22 protein-coding genes, 1 pseudogene and 2 riboswitches are annotated in these 25,397 nt (G+C 58.3%); of the genes and pseudogenes, 2 read left to right on the forward strand and 21 right to left on the reverse strand.

Annotated elements, in window-relative coordinates:
• Window positions 1-5: 5 nt before the first annotated feature.
• From betI to FO268_RS07230, 9 genes are all read right to left on the reverse strand, one after another.
• Window positions 6-614 carry a transcriptional regulator BetI gene (gene betI / locus FO268_RS07190; protein ID WP_150991141.1) on the reverse strand — a complete coding sequence of 203 codons (609 nt, stop codon included), beginning with the start codon at window positions 612-614 and terminating at the stop codon, window positions 6-8.
• A gap of 188 nt (window positions 615-802) precedes the next feature.
• Complete coding sequence (gene ahpF / locus FO268_RS07195; RefSeq protein ID WP_150991143.1) at window positions 803-2,389, reverse strand: alkyl hydroperoxide reductase subunit F; 1,587 nt, start codon at window positions 2,387-2,389, stop codon at window positions 803-805.
• 222 nt (window positions 2,390-2,611) lie between these two features.
• A complete protein-coding gene (ahpC, locus tag FO268_RS07200) occupies window positions 2,612-3,175 on the reverse strand; it encodes an alkyl hydroperoxide reductase subunit C (protein WP_191966879.1) in 564 nt (187 codons plus the stop codon).
• Window positions 3,176-3,321: 146 nt separating this feature from the next.
• Window positions 3,322-4,428 (reverse strand): histone deacetylase family protein, encoded by a 1,107-nt coding sequence (locus FO268_RS07205; RefSeq protein WP_202336575.1) that lies wholly within the window; start codon window positions 4,426-4,428, stop codon window positions 3,322-3,324.
• Between the two features lie 122 nt (window positions 4,429-4,550).
• Window positions 4,551-5,498: a sodium-dependent bicarbonate transport family permease gene (locus tag FO268_RS07210; protein ID WP_150991147.1), complete on the reverse strand. Its 948-nt coding sequence runs from the start codon at window positions 5,496-5,498 to the stop codon at window positions 4,551-4,553.
• Between the two features lie 60 nt (window positions 5,499-5,558).
• Window positions 5,559-5,921 (reverse strand): DUF7352 domain-containing protein, encoded by a 363-nt coding sequence (locus FO268_RS07215; RefSeq protein ID WP_225316523.1) that lies wholly within the window; start codon window positions 5,919-5,921, stop codon window positions 5,559-5,561.
• 76 nt (window positions 5,922-5,997) lie between these two features.
• On the reverse strand, window positions 5,998-6,915 hold the full coding sequence (locus FO268_RS07220) for a LysR family transcriptional regulator (protein ID WP_202336541.1): 918 nt from the start codon (window positions 6,913-6,915) through the stop codon (window positions 5,998-6,000).
• Window positions 6,916-6,957: 42 nt separating this feature from the next.
• Complete coding sequence (locus tag FO268_RS07225) at window positions 6,958-7,683, reverse strand: anti-sigma factor family protein (protein ID WP_150991151.1); 726 nt, start codon at window positions 7,681-7,683, stop codon at window positions 6,958-6,960.
• Complete coding sequence (locus FO268_RS07230; protein ID WP_227716228.1) at window positions 7,683-8,186, reverse strand: RNA polymerase sigma factor; 504 nt, start codon at window positions 8,184-8,186, stop codon at window positions 7,683-7,685. The genes FO268_RS07225 and FO268_RS07230 overlap by 1 nt, the downstream gene beginning before the upstream one ends.
• Window positions 8,187-8,298: 112 nt before the next feature.
• Between FO268_RS07230 and FO268_RS07235 the strand changes: the two genes are divergently transcribed.
• Window positions 8,299-9,627 carry a S8 family serine peptidase gene (locus tag FO268_RS07235; RefSeq protein WP_191966880.1) on the forward strand — a complete coding sequence of 443 codons (1,329 nt, stop codon included), beginning with the start codon at window positions 8,299-8,301 and terminating at the stop codon, window positions 9,625-9,627.
• A gap of 10 nt (window positions 9,628-9,637) precedes the next feature.
• Here the strand turns inward: FO268_RS07235 and FO268_RS07240 are convergent, their stop codons facing one another.
• From FO268_RS07240 to FO268_RS07265, 6 genes and pseudogenes are all read right to left on the reverse strand, one after another.
• The gene (locus tag FO268_RS07240) at window positions 9,638-10,606 is read right to left on the reverse strand and encodes a surface lipoprotein assembly modifier (RefSeq protein WP_150991155.1); all 969 of its coding nucleotides are present in this window, start codon (window positions 10,604-10,606) and stop codon (window positions 9,638-9,640) included.
• Between the two features lie 79 nt (window positions 10,607-10,685).
• The gene (locus tag FO268_RS07245) at window positions 10,686-11,189 is read right to left on the reverse strand and encodes a hypothetical protein (protein WP_150991157.1); all 504 of its coding nucleotides are present in this window, start codon (window positions 11,187-11,189) and stop codon (window positions 10,686-10,688) included.
• 89 nt (window positions 11,190-11,278) lie between these two features.
• Window positions 11,279-11,656, reverse strand: a pseudogene (locus tag FO268_RS07250) (potassium transporter); the annotation flags it as partial.
• 29 nt (window positions 11,657-11,685) lie between these two features.
• Window positions 11,686-12,198, reverse strand: coding sequence for a Mut7-C RNAse domain-containing protein (locus tag FO268_RS07255; RefSeq protein WP_150991159.1), 513 nt, complete (start codon window positions 12,196-12,198; stop codon window positions 11,686-11,688).
• A 25-nt stretch (window positions 12,199-12,223) separates the two neighbouring features.
• Window positions 12,224-13,282 (reverse strand): ribonucleotide-diphosphate reductase subunit beta, encoded by a 1,059-nt coding sequence (locus tag FO268_RS07260; protein ID WP_150991161.1) that lies wholly within the window; start codon window positions 13,280-13,282, stop codon window positions 12,224-12,226.
• Window positions 13,283-13,297: 15 nt separating this feature from the next.
• Complete coding sequence (locus FO268_RS07265) at window positions 13,298-16,063, reverse strand: ribonucleoside-diphosphate reductase subunit alpha (protein WP_150991163.1); 2,766 nt, start codon at window positions 16,061-16,063, stop codon at window positions 13,298-13,300.
• Window positions 16,064-16,199: 136 nt separating this feature from the next.
• Window positions 16,200-16,416: riboswitch (cobalamin riboswitch) on the reverse strand.
• A gap of 174 nt (window positions 16,417-16,590) precedes the next feature.
• Here FO268_RS07265 and FO268_RS07270 point away from each other — a divergent pair.
• The gene (locus tag FO268_RS07270) at window positions 16,591-17,277 is read left to right on the forward strand and encodes a DUF3047 domain-containing protein (RefSeq protein ID WP_150991769.1); all 687 of its coding nucleotides are present in this window, start codon (window positions 16,591-16,593) and stop codon (window positions 17,275-17,277) included.
• Here the strand turns inward: FO268_RS07270 and FO268_RS07275 are convergent.
• The 6 genes from FO268_RS07275 to FO268_RS07300 all read right to left on the reverse strand — a co-directional run bounded on the left by FO268_RS07275 (window position 17,274) and on the right by FO268_RS07300 (window position 25,395).
• A complete protein-coding gene (locus FO268_RS07275) occupies window positions 17,274-18,032 on the reverse strand; it encodes a substrate-binding periplasmic protein (RefSeq protein ID WP_191966882.1) in 759 nt (252 codons plus the stop codon). The two genes, FO268_RS07270 and FO268_RS07275, sit on opposite strands and share 4 nt — an antisense overlap.
• Before the next feature lie 239 nt (window positions 18,033-18,271).
• Window positions 18,272-19,777, reverse strand: a complete 1,506-nt coding sequence (gene nhaB / locus FO268_RS07280; protein ID WP_150991167.1) for a sodium/proton antiporter NhaB — start codon at window positions 19,775-19,777, stop codon at window positions 18,272-18,274.
• A gap of 201 nt (window positions 19,778-19,978) precedes the next feature.
• Window positions 19,979-21,193, reverse strand: a complete 1,215-nt coding sequence (locus tag FO268_RS07285; RefSeq protein ID WP_150991169.1) for a D-amino acid dehydrogenase — start codon at window positions 21,191-21,193, stop codon at window positions 19,979-19,981.
• A gap of 171 nt (window positions 21,194-21,364) precedes the next feature.
• Window positions 21,365-21,463: riboswitch (glycine riboswitch) on the reverse strand.
• Between the two features lie 93 nt (window positions 21,464-21,556).
• On the reverse strand, window positions 21,557-23,389 hold the full coding sequence (gene glmS / locus FO268_RS07290) for a glutamine--fructose-6-phosphate transaminase (isomerizing) (protein WP_150991171.1): 1,833 nt from the start codon (window positions 23,387-23,389) through the stop codon (window positions 21,557-21,559).
• Window positions 23,390-23,438: 49 nt separating this feature from the next.
• Window positions 23,439-24,806 carry a bifunctional UDP-N-acetylglucosamine diphosphorylase/glucosamine-1-phosphate N-acetyltransferase GlmU gene (glmU, locus tag FO268_RS07295; RefSeq protein WP_150991174.1) on the reverse strand — a complete coding sequence of 456 codons (1,368 nt, stop codon included), beginning with the start codon at window positions 24,804-24,806 and terminating at the stop codon, window positions 23,439-23,441.
• Between the two features lie 166 nt (window positions 24,807-24,972).
• The gene (locus tag FO268_RS07300; protein ID WP_137436477.1) at window positions 24,973-25,395 is read right to left on the reverse strand and encodes a F0F1 ATP synthase subunit epsilon; all 423 of its coding nucleotides are present in this window, start codon (window positions 25,393-25,395) and stop codon (window positions 24,973-24,975) included.
• Between the last annotated feature and the right edge of the window lie 2 nt (window positions 25,396-25,397).

Below are 25,397 nucleotides of genomic sequence, written 5' to 3' on the forward strand. Positions count from 1 at the left end.
GGGGTTCAAACCTGGGCTGATGAATTCGTTGTTGGATTGAGCGCGTTCAATGCAAATCGCTTACAAAGCGTTTCCGCTGCGGCGAAGCCTTCCTCGGGGTCCATGCTCAGGGCACTGCGCAGCCAGAATCCGTCAATCATTGCGGCCATCTGGCGCGCGGCTTCGGTGGCGGCCTGTTTCGGCAAACGCTGCGCAAAGGAGAACCGCAGATTGCTGTAGAGTCTGGCGTTGTTGATCTGCTGCAGACGCTGCAAGCCGGGCTCGTGCATAGAGCGGGCCCAGAAGCTGAGCCAGGTCTTCGCCGCCAGGTCAGAACGCTGGAACTCGGAGAAATTGGCTTCCACGATGCAACACAGGCGCTGCTCCGGAGAACCATCGGTGCGGGCCATGCGTTCCCGCAGTTCCTTACCAAGCTGATCCAGCAGGTACCGCAGTGCCGCCTCGATCAACCCCTGCTTGCCGCCGAAATAGTGACTGATGATGCCGGATGACATACCGGCACGGCGGCTGATGGAGATGATGGTGGTGTTCTGCAGGCCCAGCTCAGCAATGGATGCCATGGTGGCATCGATTAACTGCTGCTTTCGGGTGTCTTTTACTCCGACAATCGGCATCGCGTTCGACCTGATCTTTATTAATTGAACGTTCAATTAAAATAAAGTGTACAGAAAGTAATCTGTCGCTACAACCCAACGCAGGCGGCATAAAAAAGCCCCGCTGTCCGGACACCGGATAGCGGGGCTGAAAACACGAACTGTCTGTTTGGGGTCAGCCGTGTGTGAACCTGTGTTCAGGCGGTGAGTCAGGCCGCCGCTTCTTCACTCTCATCAGCAGAGTTACGGATCAGGAAGTCGAAGGCGCTCAGGGCCGCCTTGGAACCTTCACCCATGGAAATCACAATCTGCTTGTACGGCACCGTGGTGGCGTCACCAGCGGCAAACACACCCGGTATCGAGGTTTCGCCACGGGCATCGACAATGATCTCACCATGCTGGCTCAGCTCGATGTCGCCTTTCAGCCACTCGGTGTTGGGGATCAGGCCGATCTGGACAAACACCCCTTCCAGGGCCACATGATGCTCTTCGCCGCTGTCCCTGTCCTTGTAGCTGATGCCGCTGACCTTGCCGTTCTCGCCCACGACTTCCGTGGTCTGCGCTGAGGTCAGGATTTCCACATTCTTCAGGCTGCGCAGTTTTTTCTGCAGTACATCGTCTGCCTTCATTTCTGAAGCAAACTCCAACAGGGTCACGTGGCCGACGATACCGGCCAGGTCAATGGCCGCTTCCACGCCGGAGTTACCACCGCCGATCACCGCCACACGCTTGCCCTTGAACAACGGGCCGTCACAGTGCGGACAATAGGCCACGCCCTTGTTGCGGTACTCGTCCTCACCGGGCACACCCAGCTGGCGCCAGCGGGCACCGGTGGACAACACCAGGGTGCGGGACCTCAGTGATGCTCCATTGGCCAGGCGCACCTCGTGGAGGCCGCCCTTGCTGGCTGCCGGGATCAGCTTCTCGGCACGCTGCAGGTTCATGATGTCCACGTCGTACTCTTTAACGTGCTGCTCCATGGCCGCCACCAGCTTGGGGCCTTCGGTGTAGGGCACGGAAATCAGGTTTTCGATACCCATGGTGTCCGCGACCTGGCCGCCAAAGCGCTCGGCGGCAATACCGGTTGAAATGCCTTTACGCGCCGCGTAGATAGCTGCCGAGGAGCCGGCCGGGCCGCCACCGATCACCAGAACCTCGAACGGGTCCTTGTGCTTGAGCTTCTCGGCTTCGCGGGCCTCGGCACCGGTATCCACCTTGGCGATGATCTGCTCGAGGGTCATACGGCCCTGGCCGAACGATTTACCATTGAGGTAAACGCTGGGTACGGCCATGACTTCACGCTGTTCGACTTCGTCCTGGAACAGGGCACCGTCGATGGCGGTATGCTTGATCTTCGGGTTGAGAACGCTCATCAGGTTGAGGGCCTGAACCACATCCGGGCAGTTCTGACACGACAGGGAGAAATAGGTTTCAAACTCGAACTCGCCATCCAGTTCTTTGACCTGCTCGATCACATCCTGGCCCGCCTTGGCCGGATGCCCACCTACCTGCAACAGCGCCAACACCAGCGAGGTGAATTCATGGCCCATGGGAATGCCGGCGAAGCGCACGCCAATGTCGGTGCCAACACGGTTGATGGCGAACGAGGGGCGACGAACATCTTCGGAGTCGTCTGTGCGCTGGCTGATCTTGTCCGACATCGGCTCGATTTCGTCCAGCAGCTGCTTGAGCTCCTGGGACTTCTGGCTGTCATCATAAGCCGCAACCAGCTCGATCGGCTGCTGCAGCTTTTCCATGTAGGCTTTCAATTGCTCCTTGATACTGGCGTCCAACATGCTCTCTGTTCCCCTTCGGATATCGTAAAACTGAATGTGCGAACTCAGGTTGAGTCGTGAATCGAATATGCCACTACGATACGGTCCAGCCAGGTAGAGCTCAAATTAATTGATCTAAAGTATTTGATAGGCCCTTGCTATTCGACTCTGAAAATCAACCAGATAGAAACAAAGAAGGCCCGCAAAGCGGGCCCTCGTACAGGTTTCAGTGGGACCAAAACCTTAGATTTTGCCAACCAGGTCCAGGGACGGAGCCAGGGTAGCTTCGCCTTCTTTCCACTTGGCCGGGCAAACTTCACCAGGATGGTTACGAACATACTGTGCCGCTTTTACCTTACGCAGCAGGTCGTCTGCATCACGGCCGATACCTTCAGCAGTGATTTCCATCGCCTGGATAACGCCATCCGGGTCGATCAGGAAGGTAGCGCGGTCTGCCAGGCCCTGGCCTTCACGCATAACACCGAAGTTGTTGGTGATGGTGCCGGTCTGGTCGCCTACCATGAAGTAGTTGATCTTGCCGATGGTCTCGGAGCTGTCGTGCCACGCTTTGTGGGTGAAGTGGGTGTCGGTAGACACAGAGAACACTTCCACGCCCAGCTTTTGCAGCTCTTCGTACTTGTCTGCTACGTCGCCCAGCTCGGTCGGGCATACGAAGGTAAAGTCGGCCGGGTAGAAGAAAAATACCGACCACTTACCTTTTACATCGGCTTCAGAAATTTCAACGAACTCGCCCTGTTTGAAAGCTGTCGCGTTGAACGGCTGAATTTCGCTGTTAATCATACCCATAAAGATTATCTCCATTTGGTTAATTGAGGCATTGGCTAACTTGAGATGGACAATATATTGGTCCAATCAAGAACATTCAAATTGATTGTTTTTAGGTGTCCGATAGGTAACTACTATTTTATTCTTGGGCGGGTAATAGCAAAGAACTATTCCGTATTATCGGGTTGGAAGGCGCCCTTGTGGAATTCGGTGGCTATCTCCACTTCCTCTGTGCCGCAGTCCTTTGGTTCCATCACCACGCCTCCAGCCAGCGCCTTAAGCACCGCATGTACACCATGAGACAGTGATTCGGTATTGTAACCGCCCTCAAGGATCATGGCCAACCGGCCCTTACAGTGCTTGTCGGCAATTTTCTGGACAATGCCCGTCATGGCGGCAAAACCCTCGTAAGACACATTAAGTGCCAGGTCGAACCAGTGGGCATCAAAACCGGCGGAGACCAGTATCAGGTCGGGTTTGAAATAGTCTGCGGCCGGCACCAGGATCTCACGCATGGCCTTCAGATAAGCCACATCACCGGCGCCGGCGGGCATGGGAACATTGATAATGGTGCCCTCACCCCGTCCTGCCCCGACATCGGCCAGCTGGCCAGTGCCCGGGTAGAAGGGGGCTGCGCGGTGCATATCGAAGAACATGACATCCGGGTCGGCCCAGAAAATATCCTGGGTACCGTTCCCATGATGGGCATCCCAATCAACAATCAGTACGCGCTTACAGCCCAGGGCAGCATGGGCGTGAGCCGCGGCAATGGCCACATTGTTGAACAGGCAGAAGCCCCGGGCCCGGGCCGGCTCGGCATGGTGCCCAGGCGGCCGCACTATCGCGAAAGCGCTGCCGGTGCGGCCCTCAACCACCGCTTCCACGGCGGCAATTGCCGTCCCGGCGGCCACTTCGGCGGCCTGGACACTGCCCGGCGAAACCGCTGTGGTATCCACGTCCAGCCAGGCGCTTTCATTTCGCAGAGAAAAAATGTCATCAAGAAAAGACCGGGTATGGACCCGGCTCAGCTCATCCTTCGTGGCCGCCTTGCCTGGCTCGATCCGCACGCCGGGGATAGGTTCACGTTCCAGCAGATCCATGATGGCCGTGATGCGGCCGGGGTGCTCCGGGTACTTCCACTGCACATCCAGTCCGGAAAGAATCGTGCGAATCCGCTTGTCCAGGCGCCCTGGCAAAAAATCCACCTTACTATCGGGCGAGTGAGCCAGTACCCGATCATCGTAGAAGACGGTTACGTCCCTTTGCTGTACCAAAGCCATGCCCTCCTGGCTGGAACTCTAGCTCCATCATAACCCTCTCAGGGTAAATCACAATGGCGCCTGAAATCGCCGATGCATGGGGCTGTTTTGCATGAGCACCCGGCTTCAGCCCGTCCCTACGCGGTCAGAACCTCAAGGAAATAGCTGTACAAGCCGATACCAATCAACACATTGAACGGGAACGTCATACCGAGCGACGCCAGCATGGCCAGCCCGATATCCGCGTCGGGAATGGCGTGTCGCACAGCCACCGGCGCGGCAATATACGAAGCACTGGCGGTAAGCGCACCCAGGATCACGATGGAACCGGGCTCCAGCCCCAGCCAAAGGCCGGTTGCCAACCCGGGCAGGGACAGCACCGGGGGCATGGACAGGGCAAATACAATGAGCCGCCAGTGACGGAGCTGGATCTTGCGCAGGGTTTCAGCAGCCACAAGGCCCATCTCCAGCAGGAACAGCGATAGCACCAGGGAGAAGGCACCCGTCAGCGGTGCGGTGACGCCGTCACCTTTGTCCGGCCCATAGAGAATGCCAATAATCACACCGCCCACCAGCAACACAACACTGCGGTTTGTCAGTGTTTCCTGCCATAGTGGTGTTCCGCTGCTGCTCGTTTTGGCTGCGCCCTGGGTATAGCGCCGATACAGCCACAGGCCGGTAAGAATGGCCGGCAGCTCCAGTAATACCAGATAGAGGGTGACTTGCCCGCCAGTGGCCAACCCCCGGGATTCCACCCAGGCCAAGGCAACAGCGAAGGTGCCCGCGCTGACTGACCCGTAGTGTGCACAGAAACTGGCCGCATCGGCCACGTTCAGGCGGACGAGGTGCCGGAGCATCGGAAACAGCACCAGCGGAATGAGAAAGCCCAGTGCCATGATCGCCAGTACTTCGGTAATCAGGCCCCAGTGAAGGTTACCATGCAGGGCCATGCCGCCCTTGAGCCCGATAGTCAGCATCAGCAACAGGCTGAGGATATCGTAGGCGGCTTTGGGGATGGTCAGGTCTGAACGAAGGGTTCCCGCAATCACTCCGAGCAGGAAGAACATCACGATGATGTCTGGCATGAATCAGAAACTCCGATAAAACAAAGGGCCCCGCAGGGCCCTGGATAGAACAAGTGTCAGTCAGGCGGTCCCCACCTGTTGCGAGGCGGGCCTGAAAAGCATCGGGCTCGTCTGCTGGCAGGAGGCCGCCACCTTGCTTGCCGGTGCCACGTCCACCTCAAATATATGATAGGCCTCAGGGCCGAACGGGTCGAGTGCGGTATCCAGATACTGGTAACTGGTCGGGACCGGGTCCCCTGAATACACTACAACAAATTGCCGTTCCACAACCGGAATGGCAACGTTCAGTGGTTGTTCCACCCACAGGTAGACACCCTTCTGGGGGACAACATATTCGCAACGTACCACGCGGTAACCTTCTCGCAGCTTCAGCGTGTTGGGCTCTTTGCCGCATTCGAGGCGGAACTTGTGAATCGTTTTCATGGCCGGTTCTCCTTCAGTGGAACACCTTGCCATCATCCATCAAGAATAACTCGAAAAGAACATCGTTTTTTCTGGTTTATGATTCGTTTTTTTCGATCTTATCGTTCAGTTCCGGTCGTTCGCGCAGCAACTCGGTTACCGCTGCATTGTGGCTCCCCCGGGCCCGTGTCACTGCATACAGTGTGTCACGGACCTCTTGGATACTGGCCACATGCACCACTTGATACTGACGACAGACCTCATCACAGATCGCAGTGGGTGCTGCAAAATAACCCAGGCCTTCCCGCCCGAACACCTTGATCAGAGCGCTGTCGTCCACTTCGGCAACCACTTTCACCCGGATATCCTGGCTGGAAAACCAGTTCATCAGTGCGCTGATATAGGGGGCGTCAAGGGAGGTTGCCAGGAAGGGCTGGCGGTCGAGACTGGCGGGGAAATTCTCGGCCAGCGTTTTCGCCAGCCCGGGTGCTGCAAACAGCGACATGGAAGAGCTCGCCAGCTGATGGCTGCGGAACTGGCCAGCCTCGCCCGACGCAGGCTGGCGGTCCGTCAGCACGATGTCCAGTTCGCGCTGGCCAAGCCGCTTCAGCAGTTCGGTGGTATCGCCGGTGCGGCAGCTCAACCGCACCTCCCGCGAGAGGGACAATGCGGGCTCTGTCAGATGATAGGCAATCAGCTTGTGAATGGAGGCGGCAATGCCCACTGCCAGGCTCAGGGGCCTGTTCTCCGGTGGCTGCCGAAGCACATCCGTCAGTGCCTGGGCAGTCTGGAACATATCGTCAGCGTAGGTAAAAACGGTTTGCCCGAAATCGGTCAGCTGCAGGGCCCGGTTGGCACGGCGGAACAGCGCGTTGCCCAGAGCGGATTCGAACGTGGCCAACTGACCGCTGAGCGTCTGGGGCGTCAACGCGAGGCTTTCCGCCGCACGGACAATGGAACCGGTGCGCGCAATTGTCCAGAAATAGTAGAGGTGGCGAAGATTCAGGTTATCCATCTCGGACATTACTCCTGGTTTGTTATCGCAAGGGCATGGCTGTTATCGGCTGCCCCACTGGTGCTGAAGCAATGCCCGCTCGGCATCAGGCCCGATCGGCGAGCCGGCCATCATCCGGTCCAGGGTCTCGTCGAGTCCACTCCCCCCGCTGGCCGTCTGGTAGGTATCTGCGCCGGGCAACGGCTGTGCGTCTATCCGGGCAATCTGTTCCCAGGTACCCTCGTCGCTGCGACAGGCAATCTGCTCCGACGCCGTCTCTGTGGTCTCCAGCCGGTACTGACGACACCACTGGTCCGCCTGGCTGCGGAACGTCAGTCTTGGCATCACCGAGGCATGGTCACCAATCTGATAAACCACACCACTAGGCTGGCTATCCAGAGCCTTCACTACCTCTGACCACGCCGGTGCATCATTGGACGGCAGGGCCAGCCACTGCGTCAACGCCACCCCTGCAATCACTGCTGCCCCAATAGCCTTACCGGTGTGCCCATGCACTCTGCGCCACCAGGGGATTGTAACCACATTGGCATGCGTGGGTGCACCGTCTTTAGCATGTTCTGTCTCAAGCATCCTGGTCACTGCTTCTGGCATCGGGTGGTCGTCAATGGCGCTGTAATGAGCTTGCAATTCTGCATCCACCAATGCCAGCTCCGCCAAACGGTTCGCCAACGCCGGATCTGCCGCCAGTTGCGTCCTCACCGAGGCCATCTCCGCTTCGGTCAGTTCATTGTCGAGAAATGCCGACAGGGTTTCGTCCGTCACCTTCATCAATCGGTCCTCATGGTTACTGGCGCCAGGGCTTTACTCAGCGCCGCCCTGGCGCGGGCCAGCCGGCTCATGACCGTGCCTTTCGGTACATCCAGAATCTCAGCCACAATCTTGTAAGGCATACCCTGGATGGCCACCAACGAGATAATCTGGCGCTGGTCTTCCGGCAGTTGCGCCATGGCCGTATCCACCCGATCCCATTCAATCTCCCTGGTGGTCTGATGTTCGCCGTTCACTATCTGCCCATCGGTCAGCTCCGGGTTATTCGCCACTTCCCGCCGAACCTTTCTGGCCCGGCATTCGTCTATCCATATATTGCGGCAAACCCTGAATGCCCATTTGGTGAGATCGGCATCGTCGGGTGTGCGTCTGGTCAGCAACCGCTCGACGGTGTTCTGTAGCAGGTCGTCAGCATCTGACCTGGAGCCAGTCAGCGAATAGGAAAATCGTCGGAGCCTTGGTAAAAGTTCGGAAATTTCCTGTTGCATAGCCTTCTTTTTCAAGAGGTGTTACCAACCAAACGGGCTGGTTACCGGTTTATTCCATAAACCACGGAATTTTTCTCCGGCCCGGCCGTTGTATCGTATGAAACACATTCGAATCCGGACTGGCGTAATGAAACCTGTTTTCAAGACACGTTTGTTCCCCGCTCTTGCCCTCTGCTCACTCTCCGCGTCAGTTATGGCGCTCGGCGGAGGCGGTGTTGCCGATAACCCGGCGGCCTCCGTCCTCCGCCAGGTGGAGCAGAAGGCAGGGCAAATGGTCGAACGGACTATAGACCGGCGCCTTGAAAAACGGGCAGAGGCGCAGGCCGATGTCGTCAGACAGGGACTGGCAGCATTGCCCGCGATACTTCCAATACACACGACCAATGGGCGAATCGGGTTCAATGACACCCTCCTGGAAGATGGTTCGCGCGCGGTGGAACGCCAGTGGCTTGTCACTGGCACTGGCCCGGAAGTCGCCAGTCTCGACCGGCCGGGCATCACCGTTCTGGAACGCCGCGAACTGGCAGGGCTGGGGATGATGGTCGTCCGCTTTCGGGTCTCCCCGGAGCTGGACTCCCGAGAAGCACTGAAAACCGCGATTCCGGGCCTGGCAAATCGCCTGGACCGGAACCACATCTATGCGCCGCAAGCCAGGGCCGCCAGCGCCGAAACAGAAACCCCACAGTGGCGCAGCCTCTGCACTATCCCTGTTCGCGTCGGCATGGTGGATACGGCTATTGCCACCGACCATCCCGCCATGGAGACTGCGCGGATAGTGCAGCAACGCTTCCTGGACCTGGGGGACGTGGACGGGCGGCTCAAAGAGCCCGAAAGCCATGGCACTGCGGTCGCCAGCCTCATGGTGGGCAGCCGGGAAAATCAATGGTCCGCCCGGCTCCCGAAAGCAAGAGTATTTAATGCCTCAGTATTCTATAGCCGGGACCGCCATCTCTCCGGCGCTACCCTCGAGCACCTGTTGGAGGGCCTGAACTGGCTGGCGGCCCAGGATCTCTCCGTCATCAACATCAGCCTTGCGGGACCGGATAACCGGCTTCTCGCCACAGCTGTGAATAATCTCCGGAAGCAGGACATCCTGCTGGTAGCTGCGGTGGGGAACCAGGGGCCTGCCGCCCCGCCGTTGTATCCGGCCGCCTATCCGGAGGTGGTCGGTGTAACGGCGGTCGACGGCTCGGGCAAGCTTTACCGGTGGGCTAACAGGGGGGAACAGGTAATGTTTGCGGGCCCGGGAGTATCCGTCCCGGTGGCGCATCCCGAAAACGGCATGGTAGCCGACAGTGGCACCTCATTGGCGGCACCGGTGATTGCTGCCGCGCTCGCCTGCAGGTCCGCCGATTACCCGGCAGACCAGGCGTTAGAAGCTCTGATCAGGGAAGCCCGGGATCTGGGAGAACAAGGCCGTGACTCCCGGTTTGGTCACGGCTTCCTGAATTTTTGAAGGCCCGGTGTCAGAAACCCGCCCTGACCGTAACCCCGGCCACAGTCTTCTGGTAGTCGGCAGAATCTACGTTGGAGGTGTAATTGCCCCACGATATGCTGGGCTCAACACTGACCACGTCATTGACACCGATCCGCCAGCTTGCCTCCAGAATGTGCGCCTTGTCTGCCCGTTTGCTGGTCGAGCGCTCTGCAAGATCCCCTGTCAGACGATCGTCAAGCACCGGGTCCGAGCTGGTTACCTTAACCTCGTCATAGTCCCGGTCCTCGTAGCGCCAGCCAAACCGGAGCCTGTTGGCCTCGCCTGCCAGGGTGAACTTGTGCACCAGTGCCGCCCGGACACGAAGCAGGTCATTGTCATAGGCCTCCGCTTTGGCATCCTCACGATCGCCGTCAAGCCCGAGTACCACATGGCTCCGGGCCTGGTTGAAAAAGAAAAACGAATCCAGGCTCACACCCCGGATGTCGGCGTCCCTGGCGTTACTGTCGTCAAAGTCCTTGCGCTTGTCCTGCAGGCTGGCCTGCAGGTATACGTCCTGCCCGATCAGGCTGCCCAGGTAGACGCTGGCGCGACTGAAATCCAGGAAGGGGTCTGACCCCAGAGTGGCGTGGGAATAGTGATAACTGGTGCCGATGGTCACCGGCTCAAAGTTGTAACTGATGTCCGCCGAGAGCAGATGAATGTCCTGATCGAACTGGTCGAGGCTCTGGTACCGTCTGCCCGACAGGGAATAACCGAGGGTGATGTTCAGGGGCTCGGTGGGTTGCAGCACCCCTTCCAGCCCAGCATCAAATACCCAGGCCTCATCGCTTTTATCGGAGGAGCTATTCAGCTCATCGACCGTTACATTGCTGTCGTGTTCGACACCACCCTCGAGATGGCCATTCAGCCGGGCCTGATCTTCCGCCTGAACCACTTGGGATGATACCACCAGAGCCAGTGCCATCGGTCCCGTCCATTTGCGTGAAATCGGTTGCATGTCTGCTCCTTGTTGGCTGCAAGAGTTGGCTGCGAGAAAAAAGCCGGGCGCTGCGGCCCGGCCGGTGTCGGAGGAGTCGTTACAGAGCGCCGCCCCCAGAGCCTTTCACAGCTCCCTTGACGGAGTTCTGCACTTCGCTCCTGACGCTCTCAGAAACAGACGTGCCGATCTGCTGATTGGTTTCAGCCCGAATCTCGGCATTTCGGGCCTCTTTCATGCGCTCCTGCGCCTGCTGGCGCATTTCTGCGGCCTTATCGGAGGCGGCCTCTGCGGATGCCTCGGCTGTGCCTCGCGCCTTCTGTCCGGTTTCTACACCGGTACTGATCGCAGTGGCGGCACCCTGGTGAGCCTTGTCACTTGCTGCCTCTCCCCGGCCGGCCGCGTCGTCACGGGCGGCTTCTCCGTTGCCATTACCCCCAGCGTTGGCCGAAGCCCCACCGTTGGCAGAAAAACCATTGCGGGTGCTGGCCTCGGCGCTCATGTTGGCTTCGGCCTCCGCATTTGCATTGGCGGAGCCTTCAGCGGCCAGGGCGCCAGTGGAAAGAATGGAGCAGATTGCGAGAGTCAGTAGCTGCTTTTTCATGGTTACGTCCTCCTTTTGTTACCCGTTTCGGGTGGCTTTCATCAGGAGGACGGTTGGGGACGGGATTTATTCCTTGCTGATCCCTGGATTTATTCTCCAGTCTTCGGAGGCGACCACAGCGGAACGTCCTCCTTACTTGGAGGCTGCCAATCCTGCTGCATGACGTGACCCAGGGTCTCTTCCAGTTTCATGAAAAGTTCACTGTAACGGGGACTGAAACGGATACCCTCTTCAATGTCCTTCCAGGCAGCGAACAAATCATCCTCGTGGGCCTTTTCATTATTGATAAAGGCCCAGGTCATCTGCCGCGCTCGCAACGGGTGCACGCCGAACGCGGTCAGGGCATGGCCGCCCAGCTCCAGGGCCGAGTGATAGGTTTCGCTGACCACATCATCGGCGCCGGCCTGTCGCAACTGATAGCCATGGCCTCTGTCAAAGGCCCGGGCCAGCACCCAGACACCGGGGTACAGTCATTCCGCTTCGTCCTTACGTATGATCAATGTGCGTCCCGCCAGGCGTTCATCGCTTCCAGCCTGCTGCGCATACGCCGCACGTGACTTCCTTCCCAGTAAAGCTGACGGCAGGTGGCACATGCCCAAACCACCTCGTTGCTTACCCCGCGCACCCCCGGGTGAAAGAGCTGTTTCTCGCGCTCTCCGGCTGTGTGCAGTGGGGTGTTGCAGTTTTTACAGCGGCTGAACGGAGCCAAACACCAATCCAGATTCAGCTGGAGAGTCAGCTCCTTCAGCCGGGCCTGGTCATCCGGACCCGACAGATACAGCACATAGAAAGGCGCGCAGACAAACTCCAGCAGGTCCGCATCCGCGGTTACCAGCCATCGCTGCTCAGCGCGGGAGCGATCCACCAAATGCCTGTCTGGCGAGCCCGGGGCTGGCAAGGAGGTGTCGTACCCGGCTACCCGCAGCCACTGCGCCACGTTGATCAACATCTCGTCACACAGAAAGCGCAATGGCGCCAGCGAACACAAGCTGCCTTCAATCAACTTCATACCATTCTGGCCGGACCCTTACCGGCTACCACTCCAGTTGCGCCCCGGTCTGGTACTCGATCACCCGGGTTTCAAAGAAGTTTTTCTCCTTACGCATGGTAGCCTGCTCATCCAGCCAGGGCGACACGTTCTTTGCCCCCGGGAAGGGCTCTTCCAGACCGACGGTTCTCGCACGGCGGTTAGCCACAAAGCGGAACTGTTCGCTGTGGTACTCGGCGGAGTAGCCGAGAATGGGGTCGCGCAGAATGTAGTTGGCGTAGGCGGTTTCGGCGGCATCGGACTCGTCCCACATATCCCTTACGGCTTTGGGGTCTAGGGTGATGTTTTCCTCTTCGAGGATCTGGTTCACCACTTTCAGGCCGAAGGAAAAGTGCATGGCCTCGTCCCGCAGGATGTACTGCAGCTGCTCGCCAGTGCCCCGCATCAGGCCCCGGCGTTGCAGCGCGAAGATGGGGCTGAAACCGTTGTAGAACCAGGCGCCTTCGAAGACCGCTGCGAAGAACAGGTAAGACATGATGAATTCCTGCAGGTCGTCCCGGTTGCGCAGGTTCAGGTCGGAGCGCATAGCGGCGTCCAGGCGGCGGTTGGCCATCTGGATCTTGCCGTTGATGGCCGGAACCACGCGGTAGCGATTGTAGATTTCGCTCTGGTCGAGGTTGAGAGTTTCGATGCAGTGCTGGTAGGCCCAGGTGTGCATGGCTTCCTCGTACACCTGCCGCGCCTGGTAGATCTGCAATTCCGGCGCGCTCATTTTCTCCATCACTGCCAGGCCGATGTTGCGCATGGCCAGGATGTCGGAGGTGGTGAGATAGGCCAGCACGTTTTCATACACGTGCTTCTCCGGCGCGGACAGGCGGTGGTGATAGTCGTGGACGTCCTGGGCCATGTTGACGTCCAGCGGCGTCCAGTGGTTCTTGTTGGCGTTCATGAAGTACTCCCAGGCCCAGGGGTACTTGAACGGCGCCAGCTGATTGATGTCGGTATCACCATTGACCACCCGCTTGTCGTCGACATTGACGGGAGCCGGGCCTTCGGGGTTGGCCCGGTGGGTTTGGGTGTTTGGTTCGTCGTTCCAGTTGAGCATGTTAAATCTCCAGAATTATTGGCAGGCTTCGCAATCCGGCTCGTCGATGCTGCACACCTGTGGCTGTGGCGCGGCCACCGGGGCGGATTTTTCTGCGCCTGTCGCCCCCAGGGAACGCAGGTAATAGGTGGTTTTCAGGCCGCGTTCCCAGGCCAGCTGGTACAGCGCATCCAGTTTTCTCCCGCTGGGTTCAGCCATGTAGAGGTTGAGGCTCTGCGCTTGATCGAGCCATTTCTGACGCCTGGCCGCAGCTTCTACCAGCCAGCGCGGATCAATCTCGAAGGCGGTGGCGTAGCGTGCCTTGAGTGCCTCCGGAATGCGGTCGATCTGCTGCACGCTGCCGTCGAAGTATTTCAGGTCGTTGACCATCACGTTGTCCCACAGGCCTTCGGCCTTGAGGTCGCGAACCAGTGAGGGATTTACCACAGTGAACTCGCCGGACAGGTTCGATTTGACGAACAGGTTCTGGTACGCCGGTTCGATGGACTGGGATACACCCACGATGTTGGAGATGGTCGCCGTCGGTGCAATGGCCATTACGTTGCTGTTGCGCATGCCATTCTTTGCAATCAGCTCGCGTACCGGGGTCCAGTCCAGGCGACTGTTGGTGTTGAGGCTGAGGTCGCCGTCCCTGCGGTTTTCCTTCAAGAGGCTGACAGAGTCGATGGGCAATATTCCCTGATGCCATAGGGAGCCTTCGTAGGTTTCGTAAGCGCCGCGTTCGCCCGCCAGTGTTGCGGAGGCGCGGATGGCGAAATAACTGATCTGCTCCATGGCCAGGTCAGCGAATTCCACCGCTTCCGGACTGGTGTACGGCAGATTGAGTTGGTACAGCGCGTCCTGGAACCCCATCAGGCCCAGGCCCACCGGGCGATGCTTGAAGTTGGAGTTCTTTGCCTGGGGAACAGCGTAGTAGTTGATATCGACAACGTTATCGAGCATGCGCACCGCCGTATCCACGGTACGTTCCAGGCGCTGAACATCCAGCTCGCCATCGCGGATATGGGCTGCCAGGTTGATGGAGCCCAGGTTGCACACGGCGATTTCGTCGGCGCTGGTGTTCAGCGTTATTTCCGTACACAGGTTCGAGCTGTGCACAACGCCGCGGTGCTGCTGGGGCGAGCGCAGGTTGCAGGGATCTTTGAAGGTGATCCAGGGGTGGCCGGTCTCGAACAGCACCGTGAGCATCTTGCGCCAGAGCTGTTTGGCGGGAATGGTCTTGAACAGTTTGATCCTGCCCTGCTCCGCCAGCGTTTCGTAGTGCTCGTAGCGTTCACGGAAGGCGTTGCCATAGAGGTCGTGAAGGTCCGGCACATCGTTGGGAGAGAACAGGGTCCAGTCCCCGTCTTCGCGCATACGCTCGATCAGCAGGTCAGGCACCCAGTTGGCGGTATTCATGTCATGAGTACGGCGGCGCTCATCGCCGGTGTTCTTGCGCAGCTCCAGGAATTCCTCGATATCCAGGTGCCAGCTTTCCAGGTAGGCGCACACCGCGCCCTTACGCTTGCCCCCCTGGTTGACGGCCACGGCGGTGTCATTCACCACTTTCAGGAAGGGCACCACGCCCTGGCTACTGCCATTGGTGCCCTTGATGTGCGCGCCCAGTGCCCGCACCGGCGTCCAGTCATTGCCCAGGCCGCCAGCCCATTTGGAAAGCATGGCGTTGTCGCGGATCGCCCCGTAGATGCCTTCCAGGTCGTCCTGCACGGTGGTGAGGTAACAGGAGGAAAGCTGGGAATGCGGAGTGCCGCCGTTAAACAGGGTTGGCGTGGAGGCCATGTAGTCGAAGGACGACAACAGGTCATAGAATTCGATGGCGCGGGCATTGGGGTCGTCTTCCTTCAGGGCCAGGCCCATGGCCACGCGCATGAAGAACACCTGGGGCAACTCCAGGCGGTCGCCTTTCCAGTTGACGAAGTAACGGTCGTAGAGGGTCTGCAGGCCCAGGAAGCCGAACTGGTAGTCCCGCTCCGGTTTGATGGCAGCGCCCAGGCGCTCCAGATCAAAAGCGGCCATGGTCTCATCCAGCAGCTCGCAGGCGATACCCCGGTCAATAAAGGCGCTTAAAGCCTGCGGGTAAATGTCGCTAAGCGGCAGACTGACGGGCAGTTCCAGAGCGCTCGCAGTTTCCAGCCGCAGTTGCTCCAGCAGCAGACGAGCCGTCACGGCGCTGTAGTCCGGCTCCTGTTCAATGCGGCCGCGGGCGGTCATGATTAATGCGAACAGCACTTCTTCCTCGGCGATACCGTCGTAAAGGTTTCTCAGCGCCGCTTCGACCAGGGATTCACCGTCGATGCCCTCCAGCCCCCGGCTGGCATGCTCCACCTGAACCTTCATCGTGCCAAGATCAAGCGGGGCAACCTCGCCACTGGCTTTCTTTACCGTCAGCGTAGGATGGGCTTCTACCGGCGCCAGACTGGCGCGCTCCTGGGCGTGAGCTTCGCGGTAGAGCACATAGGCGCGGGCCACTTTTTGCTCCTCCGCCCGCATCAAAGCCAGTTCCACCTGGTCCTGGATATCTTCGATATGAACCTTTCCCCCGGCTTTCAGGCGGCGACTGATGGCCTGAATGACCTGATGAGTAACCCGTTCCACCGAATCGTGAATGCGGACAGAGCCGGCGGCTTCATTACCTTCTACGGCAAGGAACGCCTTGGTAACGGCAACACTGATTTTGGCAGGGTCGAATCCAACCAGGGTGCCGTTGCGTTTTATAACCTGGAGGGAGGCGGTGGTGGGTGTAGCAGACTGGCCGGGCTCGGCCAGGGTGGCTGTGGACATGTCGGTTCTCCTGAATACGCGTTGTTTCTGTGTCCTTCGCGTAGGCAGAGAGAATCGGAGGGCAAGACCGTAGGTCCACATCGGCACGCGTGTGTAGGATTACGGTTCCACGACTCTGCTCAACCTTATACGCGAAGGTGCAGTTGTATCCCTGGCAGGTCTTCGGACTCAGGGGCGTGAACCTTCTGGTTCGGCCTTACGTAGCGACTTCCCGGTGTTAACCAGTGTCTTGATGCCACGCTTGTTCCCCAATACCGCTGCGCGTCAGTTCCGGATTCTCACCGGATTCCCGGTACCTCTATTTCACTCCCCCTCATTATCACGGGGGGAGAACATGGGATAATGGTTGATGCCTGATCAACCATTAATCACCATATTTGGTACCTAACCAAGGATAAAAACACTATATACAGTAAAGCTAATAGCAACAAGGCACTTTTTCCCCGGTTGCAGGTCAGTAAGCGGAACTACCGGAGAGCCTCATGAAGCACGTACTGAAATACTTACTGGCACCCCTCATCCTGGCCATGGCCGTCACCCAGGCGCTGGCAGACAGTGACAACCGTTCACTGATAAAAGCGTTTTCCGGCATGACATCCCTGGAGGATGGCTGGGAGCCACTGGAGTTTCCGAAAATTGAAAACCACAGTCGCTACAGCCTGGTTGAACACAATGGCGAACAGGTAGTTGAAGCTATCACCGATAACAGTGCCTCGGGGCTCATCGCCCGGGTCTCGGTGGAACCCGGAGATTCTCTGATCCTGCGCTGGCGCTGGAAGGTCTCCAATGTGTTCGAACAGGGGGACGCCCGCAAAAAGAACGGCGATGACTACCCGGCGCGCATCTATGTAGCGTTTGAATTCGAGCCTGAAGAAGCCGGTTTCTTTGAGCGCGCCAAACGCAAGACGGTGGAAGTGGTCTTCGGCGAGAAACTGCCCGGCAACGCCCTGAATTATATCTGGGCAAACCGGTTACCGAAGGGAGAAATCGTCGCTAATCCCTTTACCGAGACCACGATGATGGTAGCGGTGAATTCAGGGTCGCTGAAGATCGGCGAATGGGTCACCGTGGAACGGGACATTGTGGCGGACTACAAAGAGGCCTTCGGCCGCGAACCACCAAAGCTTGCGGGCGTTGCCATTATGTCGGATTCCGACAATACCGGGGAATCCGCCACAGCCTGGTACGGGGATATCGAGCTGATCAAGCCCTAAAACAGGTCGGCAAGTCCCGGAAGCTGAAACCCCTCGCTCAGAACCCTGGGTTCCGGAACCTCACCGCGCTCGGCAAGACGAAGGTAGGCATCATCAAATTCGTTGCGCAGCCGGGCGCTTCTCGGGTTAGCCAGCGAGAACACCCAGGCGGCATTGCGGGTGCGGACGGGGTACTCTTGAATACCGCGCACCGGGAACTCGTCCAGAACGGCCTTTACCGGGTCGTGGTAATCCAGCAGATAGTCGCCACGCCCCCGGTTCAGCATGGCTAAGGCCGCCAGGTGATTGGGAGCTTCCGTTATCGATATACCCGGGGTGTTTTCAAGATGTTCAGCCAGGCCACCATAGGTGTAGCCGGAGATAAGTATCAGGGTTCTGTCCTTCAGATCGTCGAAGTGCAACACCGGGGGCATCGTCGCCAGTCCCCAGGCGCTGAGCTGGAAGGGCAGCGGGCTCACAAAACTCTCGAGTACTTCTCCCTTGAGGGCAGGCACGTCGGTAACCCCGGGCCATAAATCGATACCACCCGTACGAAGGTAATAGTAGGTTCGACTCACCGGAAGATAGCGAAAATTCAGATCGTACCCGGCTTCTTCTGCCACTCGGCGGGTCAGGTCGATAAAGACACCCTCGGCCCGGCCGTCGGTACCCTCATAGGCCAGGGGCGGTACATCCACATAACCCACTATCAGGGTATCCCCAGCTGGCTGGGCAATAGCAGGCCCGCAAAGGAGGGCGAGGCAAAGACAGACCACCAATGGCAACCTTGAGGGAAGGGTAACCGCCCCGCTCCTACCGTACAGGAAACCACTGGAAAACCTGGTCCGAATTCTGGCTGTAATTATCATTGGTGCCGCTGGCCATTGTCTTTTTATCGTTATAAAAAGAGTAACAGACCTGCGCGGGAATGCACTGCCCGCAAGGCAACAATTACGGGCAACACCAACGGCTGTAGGTTCTACACCGGCTGAAGGCTCTATACTGGCTGAAGGCTCTACACCAGGTTGATCACGCTGAACAGGCCCACAGCGCCCATCACAATGGTGTAGGGAAATGCCATGATCACCATCCGCCCGTAGGAGAGCCGCACCAGCGGTGCGATGGCAGAAGTCAGCAGAAACAGGAAGGCCGCCTGGCCGTTAGGTGTAGCGACACTGGGCAGGTTGGTACCCGTGTTGATGGCGATGGCCAGTTCCTGGAAATGCTCGTAGTCGATGCTGCCGGCGTCCAGCGCCTGTTTGATTTCACTGATGTACACGGTCGCCACAAACACGTTGTCGCTGATCATCGACAGCAGGCCGTTGGCAATAAAGAACATGCCCGGTTGCTGATCTTTTGGCAGGCTGAGCACAAAATCAATGATTGGCTTAAACAGGTGTTGTTCGTGAATGACCGCCACGATGGCAAAGAACACCACCAGCAGCGAGGTGAACGGCAGGGATTCCTGGAACGCCTTGCCGATCTGGTGTTCATCGGTAACACCAGTGAACGAAGTGATAAGGATGATCACCAACAGGCCAATAAGTCCGACCTCCGCCAGATGAAACGCCAGGCCGATAACCAGGATCAGTGCCGCCACTGCCTGCACCCATAGAGCAGCCTGGTCGGCCTTGGTCCGTTTGGTTCTTTCGTTATCGGCAAATTCCTCCAGGACCTGACGCACCGGTTTCGGCAGGCGGGCGCCATAACCAAACCAGCGCAGCTTTTCCAGTAACCAACAGGTGACCAGGCCGGCGGCCAGCACCGGCAGGCTTACCGGCGCCATGTGCAGGAAGAAACTGACAAAATCCCAGCCCACCACCTTGGCGATCAGCAGATTCTGTGGCTCGCCGACCATGGTAGCCACACCGCCCAGCGCAGTACCAATGGCACCGTGCATAAGCAAGCTGCGCAGGAAGGCCCGGAACTTGTCCAGGTCTTCCCGGTGCAGTTCGATCACCTGTTCGTCGCTGTTGGCGTTGTGGTCCTTTTGGTGATAACCCTTGCCTGATGCCACCTTGTGGTAAACCGAATAGAAGCCGACGGCAACACTGATGATCACTGCCGTGACGGTCAACGCATCCAGAAAGGCCGAAAGCAACGCCGCAGCGGCGCAGAACAACAGGGACAGTGCCGACTTTGAACGCACCCCTACCAGTATCTGTGTGAAGGTCACCAGCAGCAGCTCTTTCATGAAGTAGATGCCAGCCACCATGAACATCAGCAGGAGAATAACGGGGAAGTTCACCAGTACTTCGTGATACACCGCATCTGCTGTGGTCATGCCCACCAACAGAGCCTCGATGGCCAGCAACCCGCCTGGCAGAAGCGGATAGCATTTCAGGGCCATGGCGAGCGTAAAAATAAACTCACCCACCAGCACCCAGCCGGCCACCGCCGGACCGAGGGTCCAGACAATGAGTGGGTTAGCGATGAGGAAAAGGATGATGACCTGTTTGTACCAGGCGGGCGCATTACCCAGGAAATTGTGGGTAAAGCCGGAGAGAACGGTCGTGGGCATTGCAGGAATCTTCTGAGTTAACGGGCGAATAACAGTATGTGGCTATCGGCCGTTATCTTCCTTGATATTTGCGTACCCGGTAATCCATCAAAGGTACCGGGTGTGTGACTATTTGGTCTTAAACGCTGCAAGGAAGAGTGACCGGACGACCACCCCCAAAAAGTTTCGTAATATTACTAAAAAGCAGGGGCGTGAGCGACTTTATTTTTTGGTGACCGCTTCCGCCAGCATCTCAGCCGTGATCGCCGAGAGCGTCCACCCCAGGTGGCCGTGGCCGGTGTTATAGAACACCGTGGGCAGGCGGCCCGGCCCCACCCGTGGCATCATATTGGGCAGCATCGGCCGAAGCCCGGCCCAGGGCACAACGCGACGGGTACAGACCCCGGGGAAGCACTGCTCTACCCAGCGGGTGAGCGGACGAATCCGGTCATCCCGGATGTCGCGATTGTAGCCACTGAATTCCGCAGTACCGGCAACGCGAAAACGGTCGTCCCCCAGGCGGCTGGTCACAATTTTGGTGGCGTCATCCAGCAGGCTGACGGTAGGCGCCGCCTCCCGGGAGGCCTGATCGTCCAGCTCAACGGTAATGGAATAGCCTTTGACCGGGTAAATATTGACCCGATCGCCCAGCTTCGCCGCCAGGTCCCGGCTGCCCACCCCCGCGCAGACCACCACACCATCAAAGGTGTCGCGGGTCTGCTGGTCACCGTCATGGGAGGTAACCCACGCATGGGCGTCGTCGGCACTGAGTTCCGTTACTGAGTGGCCATAGCAGGTCTTCACTCCGAGCCGCAGAATCGCCTCAGCCAGACCATTGGTAAACTTGTGGATATCCCCGGTGGAATCGCTCTCGGTGAAGAAGCCACCGTAATAGCGGCCGGCCAGCGTGGGCTCGATGTCACGCATTTCCTCGGGGGTGACTGGCCTGCGATCAAGGCCTCCGGCAGCCAGCAGCTTCGAGACATGGGCCGCGTGGTCAAAGCCGGCTTTATCACGGTAGATGTGCAGGATGCCCTGTTTTTTCAGGTCAAAGTCGATGCCTTCCTCTTGCGCCCATGCAAACAGATGGCCACGGGCGGCAATCGCCAGACGCGCGGTCTCAGTGGTGTTCTGCTCATACTGGGGAATGGCAGCGATGAACTCGGCAAACCAGCTCAGTTTGTGCCAGGAAGGCCTGGGGTTCACCAGCAGCGGTGCATCGCTGCGGAACATCCATTTAAGGCCTTTAACGATGGTCTGCCAGTTGTTCCAGACCTCAGCGTTGGAAGCCGACAGCTGCCCCCCGTTGGCGAAGGACGTTTCCATCGCTGCATAACGGTGCTTTTCGTAAACAGTGACACCAAGACCGCGCTTGGCCAGAGTGTAAGCAGTAGTGATACCAGTGATTCCACCGCCAATTACTGCAATTCGCTTCATAGCAATCTCCAGGGGGCGTCCAGGGTTACCTTTCTCCACAGCACGCCTGCAACAGCATGGTAGAAAGCACCCCTTCCGTCTCTGGACCTGAGAGATTCACGCGCCGTTACCGGCCGCTTGCTCCTTCGGTGTGCCAACGGACGCAGTCGCCGGCAGCTCTTCGGAAAGTTATTCACACCAGCGGTCCTTTTGCCTGAGAGTTTCCGGGGCAGTTGCTCCTTCGGCGCCGAGCCCACACTTGTGCGACTCAGTCTCTCCCGCTGGCACGTCTTATATCAATTGATACCTGTCTGGTTGAGAAAGTAGCAAATAATTGATCAGTACGACAGTTTTACCGGATCTGCATGGCCCCGCACAGGGCACCTACTCCACCGTTACACTCTTGGCCAGGTTCCTGGGCTGGTCCACGTCGGTGCCTTTGAGTACGGCTACGTGATAGGACAGTAGCTGCAAGGGAACGGTGTAGACGATCGGAGAGGTGATGGGGTGGACCGATGGAAGCGACATCACATGGATGCCTTCCTGGGATTTTACGTCCGCTGCCTTGTCGGCAAATACAAACAACTCACCGCCTCTTGCGCGAACCTCCTCGAGGTTGGACTTCAGTTTTTCCAGAAGCTCGTTGTTCGGAGCCACGGTGACCACCGGCATGTCGCCGTCCACCAGGGCCAGCGGTCCATGTTTGAGTTCGCCGGCAGGGTAGGCCTCGGCGTGAATATAGGAGATTTCCTTGAGCTTCAGGGCGCCTTCCAGGGCGACCGGGAACATCGCGCCACGGCCCAGGAACAGGCTGTGGAACTTGTCCATGAACGATTTGGAAAGTTCGGCGATCTCGGCGTCCAGCGCCAGCACCTGCTCAACCTGCCCTGGAATCAGGCGGATGGCTTCAACAATTTCCGATTCCCGCGCTTCTTCCAGCCCGTTATGGCGAGCCAGTGCCAGGGTGAAAATCAGCAGCGCGGTTAACTGGGTGGTGAAAGCCTTGGTAGAAGCAACACCGATTTCGGGGCCAGCCTGGGTCATGATGACCAGATCAGACTCACGTACCAGGGAACTGCCCGGCACGTTACAGATGGCCATGGCAGCGCGGAAACCGGCCTTCTTTGCCTGTCGCAAAGCAGCGAGGGTATCCGCCGTTTCACCGGACTGGGAAATACACAGGAACAGGGTATCCGGCTGGATAACGTGTTTGCGGTAGCGGAACTCGGAGGCCACTTCCACGGAGCAGGGAACGCCTGCAAGGTCTTCGATCCAGTAACGCGCCACCATACCAGCGTGATAACTGGTACCACAGGCGATGATCTGCACATGGCGCACATTCTCCAGCAGATTGCCGGCCTGGGTACCCAGGGCCTGCTCCAGCACGCGGGTATTGGTTATCCGGCCTTCGGTGGTAGCCTGGATTACCCTTGGCTGCTCATGGATTTCCTTGAGCATGAAGTGCCGGTATTCGCCCTTTTCAGCCGCGTCGGCACTGTGTTCAAAGCGGGTGATGGCGCGCTCAACCGGCTGCTTGTCGCGGTCGTGAATTTCGATCCGGTCACGACGGATATCGGCAATGTCGCCTTCTTCCAGGAACATGAAACGGTCGGTAACCGGCAGCAATGCGAGCTGATCGGAGGCAATGAAGTTCTCGCCGATACCCACACCCACCACCAGAGGGCTACCCTCGCGGCAAACGACCATGTGGTCCGGCTCATCGGCATGGATGACAGCCAGGGCAAAAGCACCACGCAGCCGTTCAATAGCGCTGCTGACCGCCTCATAGAGATTATTGCTCAGGCGATATTGCTTTTCGATCAGATGCGCGACCACTTCGGTGTCGGTCTGGGAGGTACACTCAAAGCCCTCGGCTTTCAGCTCTTCCCGCAGTTCCTGATAGTTCTCAATAATCCCGTTGTGAACAATGGCCAGTCGTTCGCCGGACATGTGCGGATGGGCGTTTATCTGTGAAGGCTCACCGTGGGTGGCCCAACGGGTGTGGGCAATACCGGAAACGCCTTCCAGCCCCTCGCCGGTGATAACGTCAGCCAGTGCGGCAACCTTGCCGACTTCCCGGGCACGGTTGATGGCGTGATTGCTGTCTATTACAGCCATGCCCGCTGAGTCATAACCCCGGTACTCCAGGCGGCGCAGGCCCTCCAGCAAGATACCCTGAACATCCCTTTCCGATACTGCACCTACGATTCCACACATAAACCTGTCACCTGTTCTGAATGTACCGAAGCCTTTCGGGGCTTTTGAATCAGTCTTTTTTAACCGGGCGTTCCCAGTTATCGATGTTACGTTGGCGTCCACGTGCCACGGCAAGCTCGCCTGCCTCTACGTTACGGGTGATGGTAGAGCCCGCCCCGATGGTGACATTCTCCGCCAATGACACGGGCGCGACCAGGGAGGTGTTCGATCCCACGAAAACGCCGTCTCCGATCACCGTCTGGTACTTGTTCACCCCATCATAATTGCACGTAATGGTCCCTGCACCCACATTCACATTACGTCCAAGTATGGCATCACCCACATAGCTGAGGTGGTTGATCTTGCTGCCTTCACCAACGTCGGCCTTCTTGGTTTCCACAAAGTTGCCCACCTTGGTGCTGTCCGCCAGCCTGGTGCCCGGGCGGAGCCGTGCGAAGGGACCCACCTGGGCGCCGCTGCCGATCTCCGCGCCATCGATAACCGAGTTGGCCTCAATGCGGGACCCCTCACCAATCGTGGCATTGCGAATCAAACAGTTGGGGCCGATGCTGACATTGTCAGCAAGGGAGACGTTGCCCTCAAATACCGCATTGATGTCGATCAGTACATCCTGTCCCACCGAGAGGTTTCCACGCACATCCACACGCGCGGGATCGGCCAGGGTGGCACCCTCGGTCATCAGCCTCTCAGCCTCCTGACGCTGATACCAACGTTCCAGTTCCGCCAGTTGCAGCCGATTATTCACACCCTGCACTTCGTATTCGTTGGCCGGCTGCGACACTGAAATGACCAGGCCTTTGTCGGCAGCCATGGCGATGATGTCGGTCAGGTAGTATTCGCCCTGAGCATTGCTGTTGGACAGTTGCGGCAGCCAGTCTTTCAGGTGGCGTGCGGAAACGGCAAGGATACCGGTATTCACTTCGGTGATGGCTTGCTGGGCGTCGGTAGCATCTTTCTGCTCCACAATCGCCGCCACCTGGCCGGCTTCATTACGGAGAATACGGCCATACCCGTCCGGGTTCTTGAGAGTTACCGTCAACAGACCAAGTGAGTCCTCACTTACCTGGGAGACGAGTGCATCAAGAGTTTCTGGTCGTGTCAGCGGCACATCGCCATAGAGAACCAGCACCCGTGCGTCATCTGGAAGGGCCGGTAATGCCTGGGCGACTGCGTGGCCGGTACCCAGCTGTTGCTCCTGCAATGCCCATTGCACGTCTTCAGCCGGAGTGATGGCCTTTACCTGGTCAGCTCCATGGCCGATAACCCCATGGATACCCTCGGCGCCCAGTTTACGGGCGGTATCCATCACATGGTGAAGCATGGGTTTGCCGGCGATGCGGTGAAGGACCTTTGGCAGGGCGGATTTCATGCGTGAGCCCTGGCCGGCGGCCAGAATTACAACGTGCAGGGATGTCATAGGTGTACCACACTCCAGGCTGGTGGCGAGTTTGGGTGTATTGAACAAAAAAAGCCGCCTCCCTGGCAAATGACACTCCGGAAAGGTTCCGGTAAGTCATCCGCTTCAGGATGCGGCTTTTGTCAGGCGAACGGCTGCCGTTACGCAGGTCCCGGGGTTTCCGGCCTCAGCGAACGTTCTTGCGCAGCTTCTGAATCGTACGCAACTGGGCGGCAGCTTCTGCCAGCTCTGCTGCGGCACGGGAGTATTCAAACTCGCCTGTCTTGTTTGCCAGTGCCTTTTCAGCTTCTTTCTGGGCTTCCAGTGCCGCTGCTTCGTCCACATCCTTGGCGCGGATAGCCGTATCAGCCATCAGGGTCACGAGGTTGGGCTGCACTTCCAGGTAGCCACCTGAAACGTACAGAATTTCCTCTTTCCCGTCCTGCTTGATGATCCGCACTGACCCGGGCTTGAGCTCGGTCAGCAGCGGAGCATGGCCCAGCTGTATACCCATCTCACCCTCGGTACCGGTAGCGATCAGCATCTCTACCAGTCCGGAGTAGATTTTTTCCTCGGCACTTACGACGTCACAGTGTACGGTCATAGCCATTT

This window comes from Marinobacter denitrificans, from assembly GCF_008795955.1.
Taxonomy (GTDB): domain Bacteria; phylum Pseudomonadota; class Gammaproteobacteria; order Pseudomonadales; family Oleiphilaceae; genus Marinobacter; species Marinobacter denitrificans.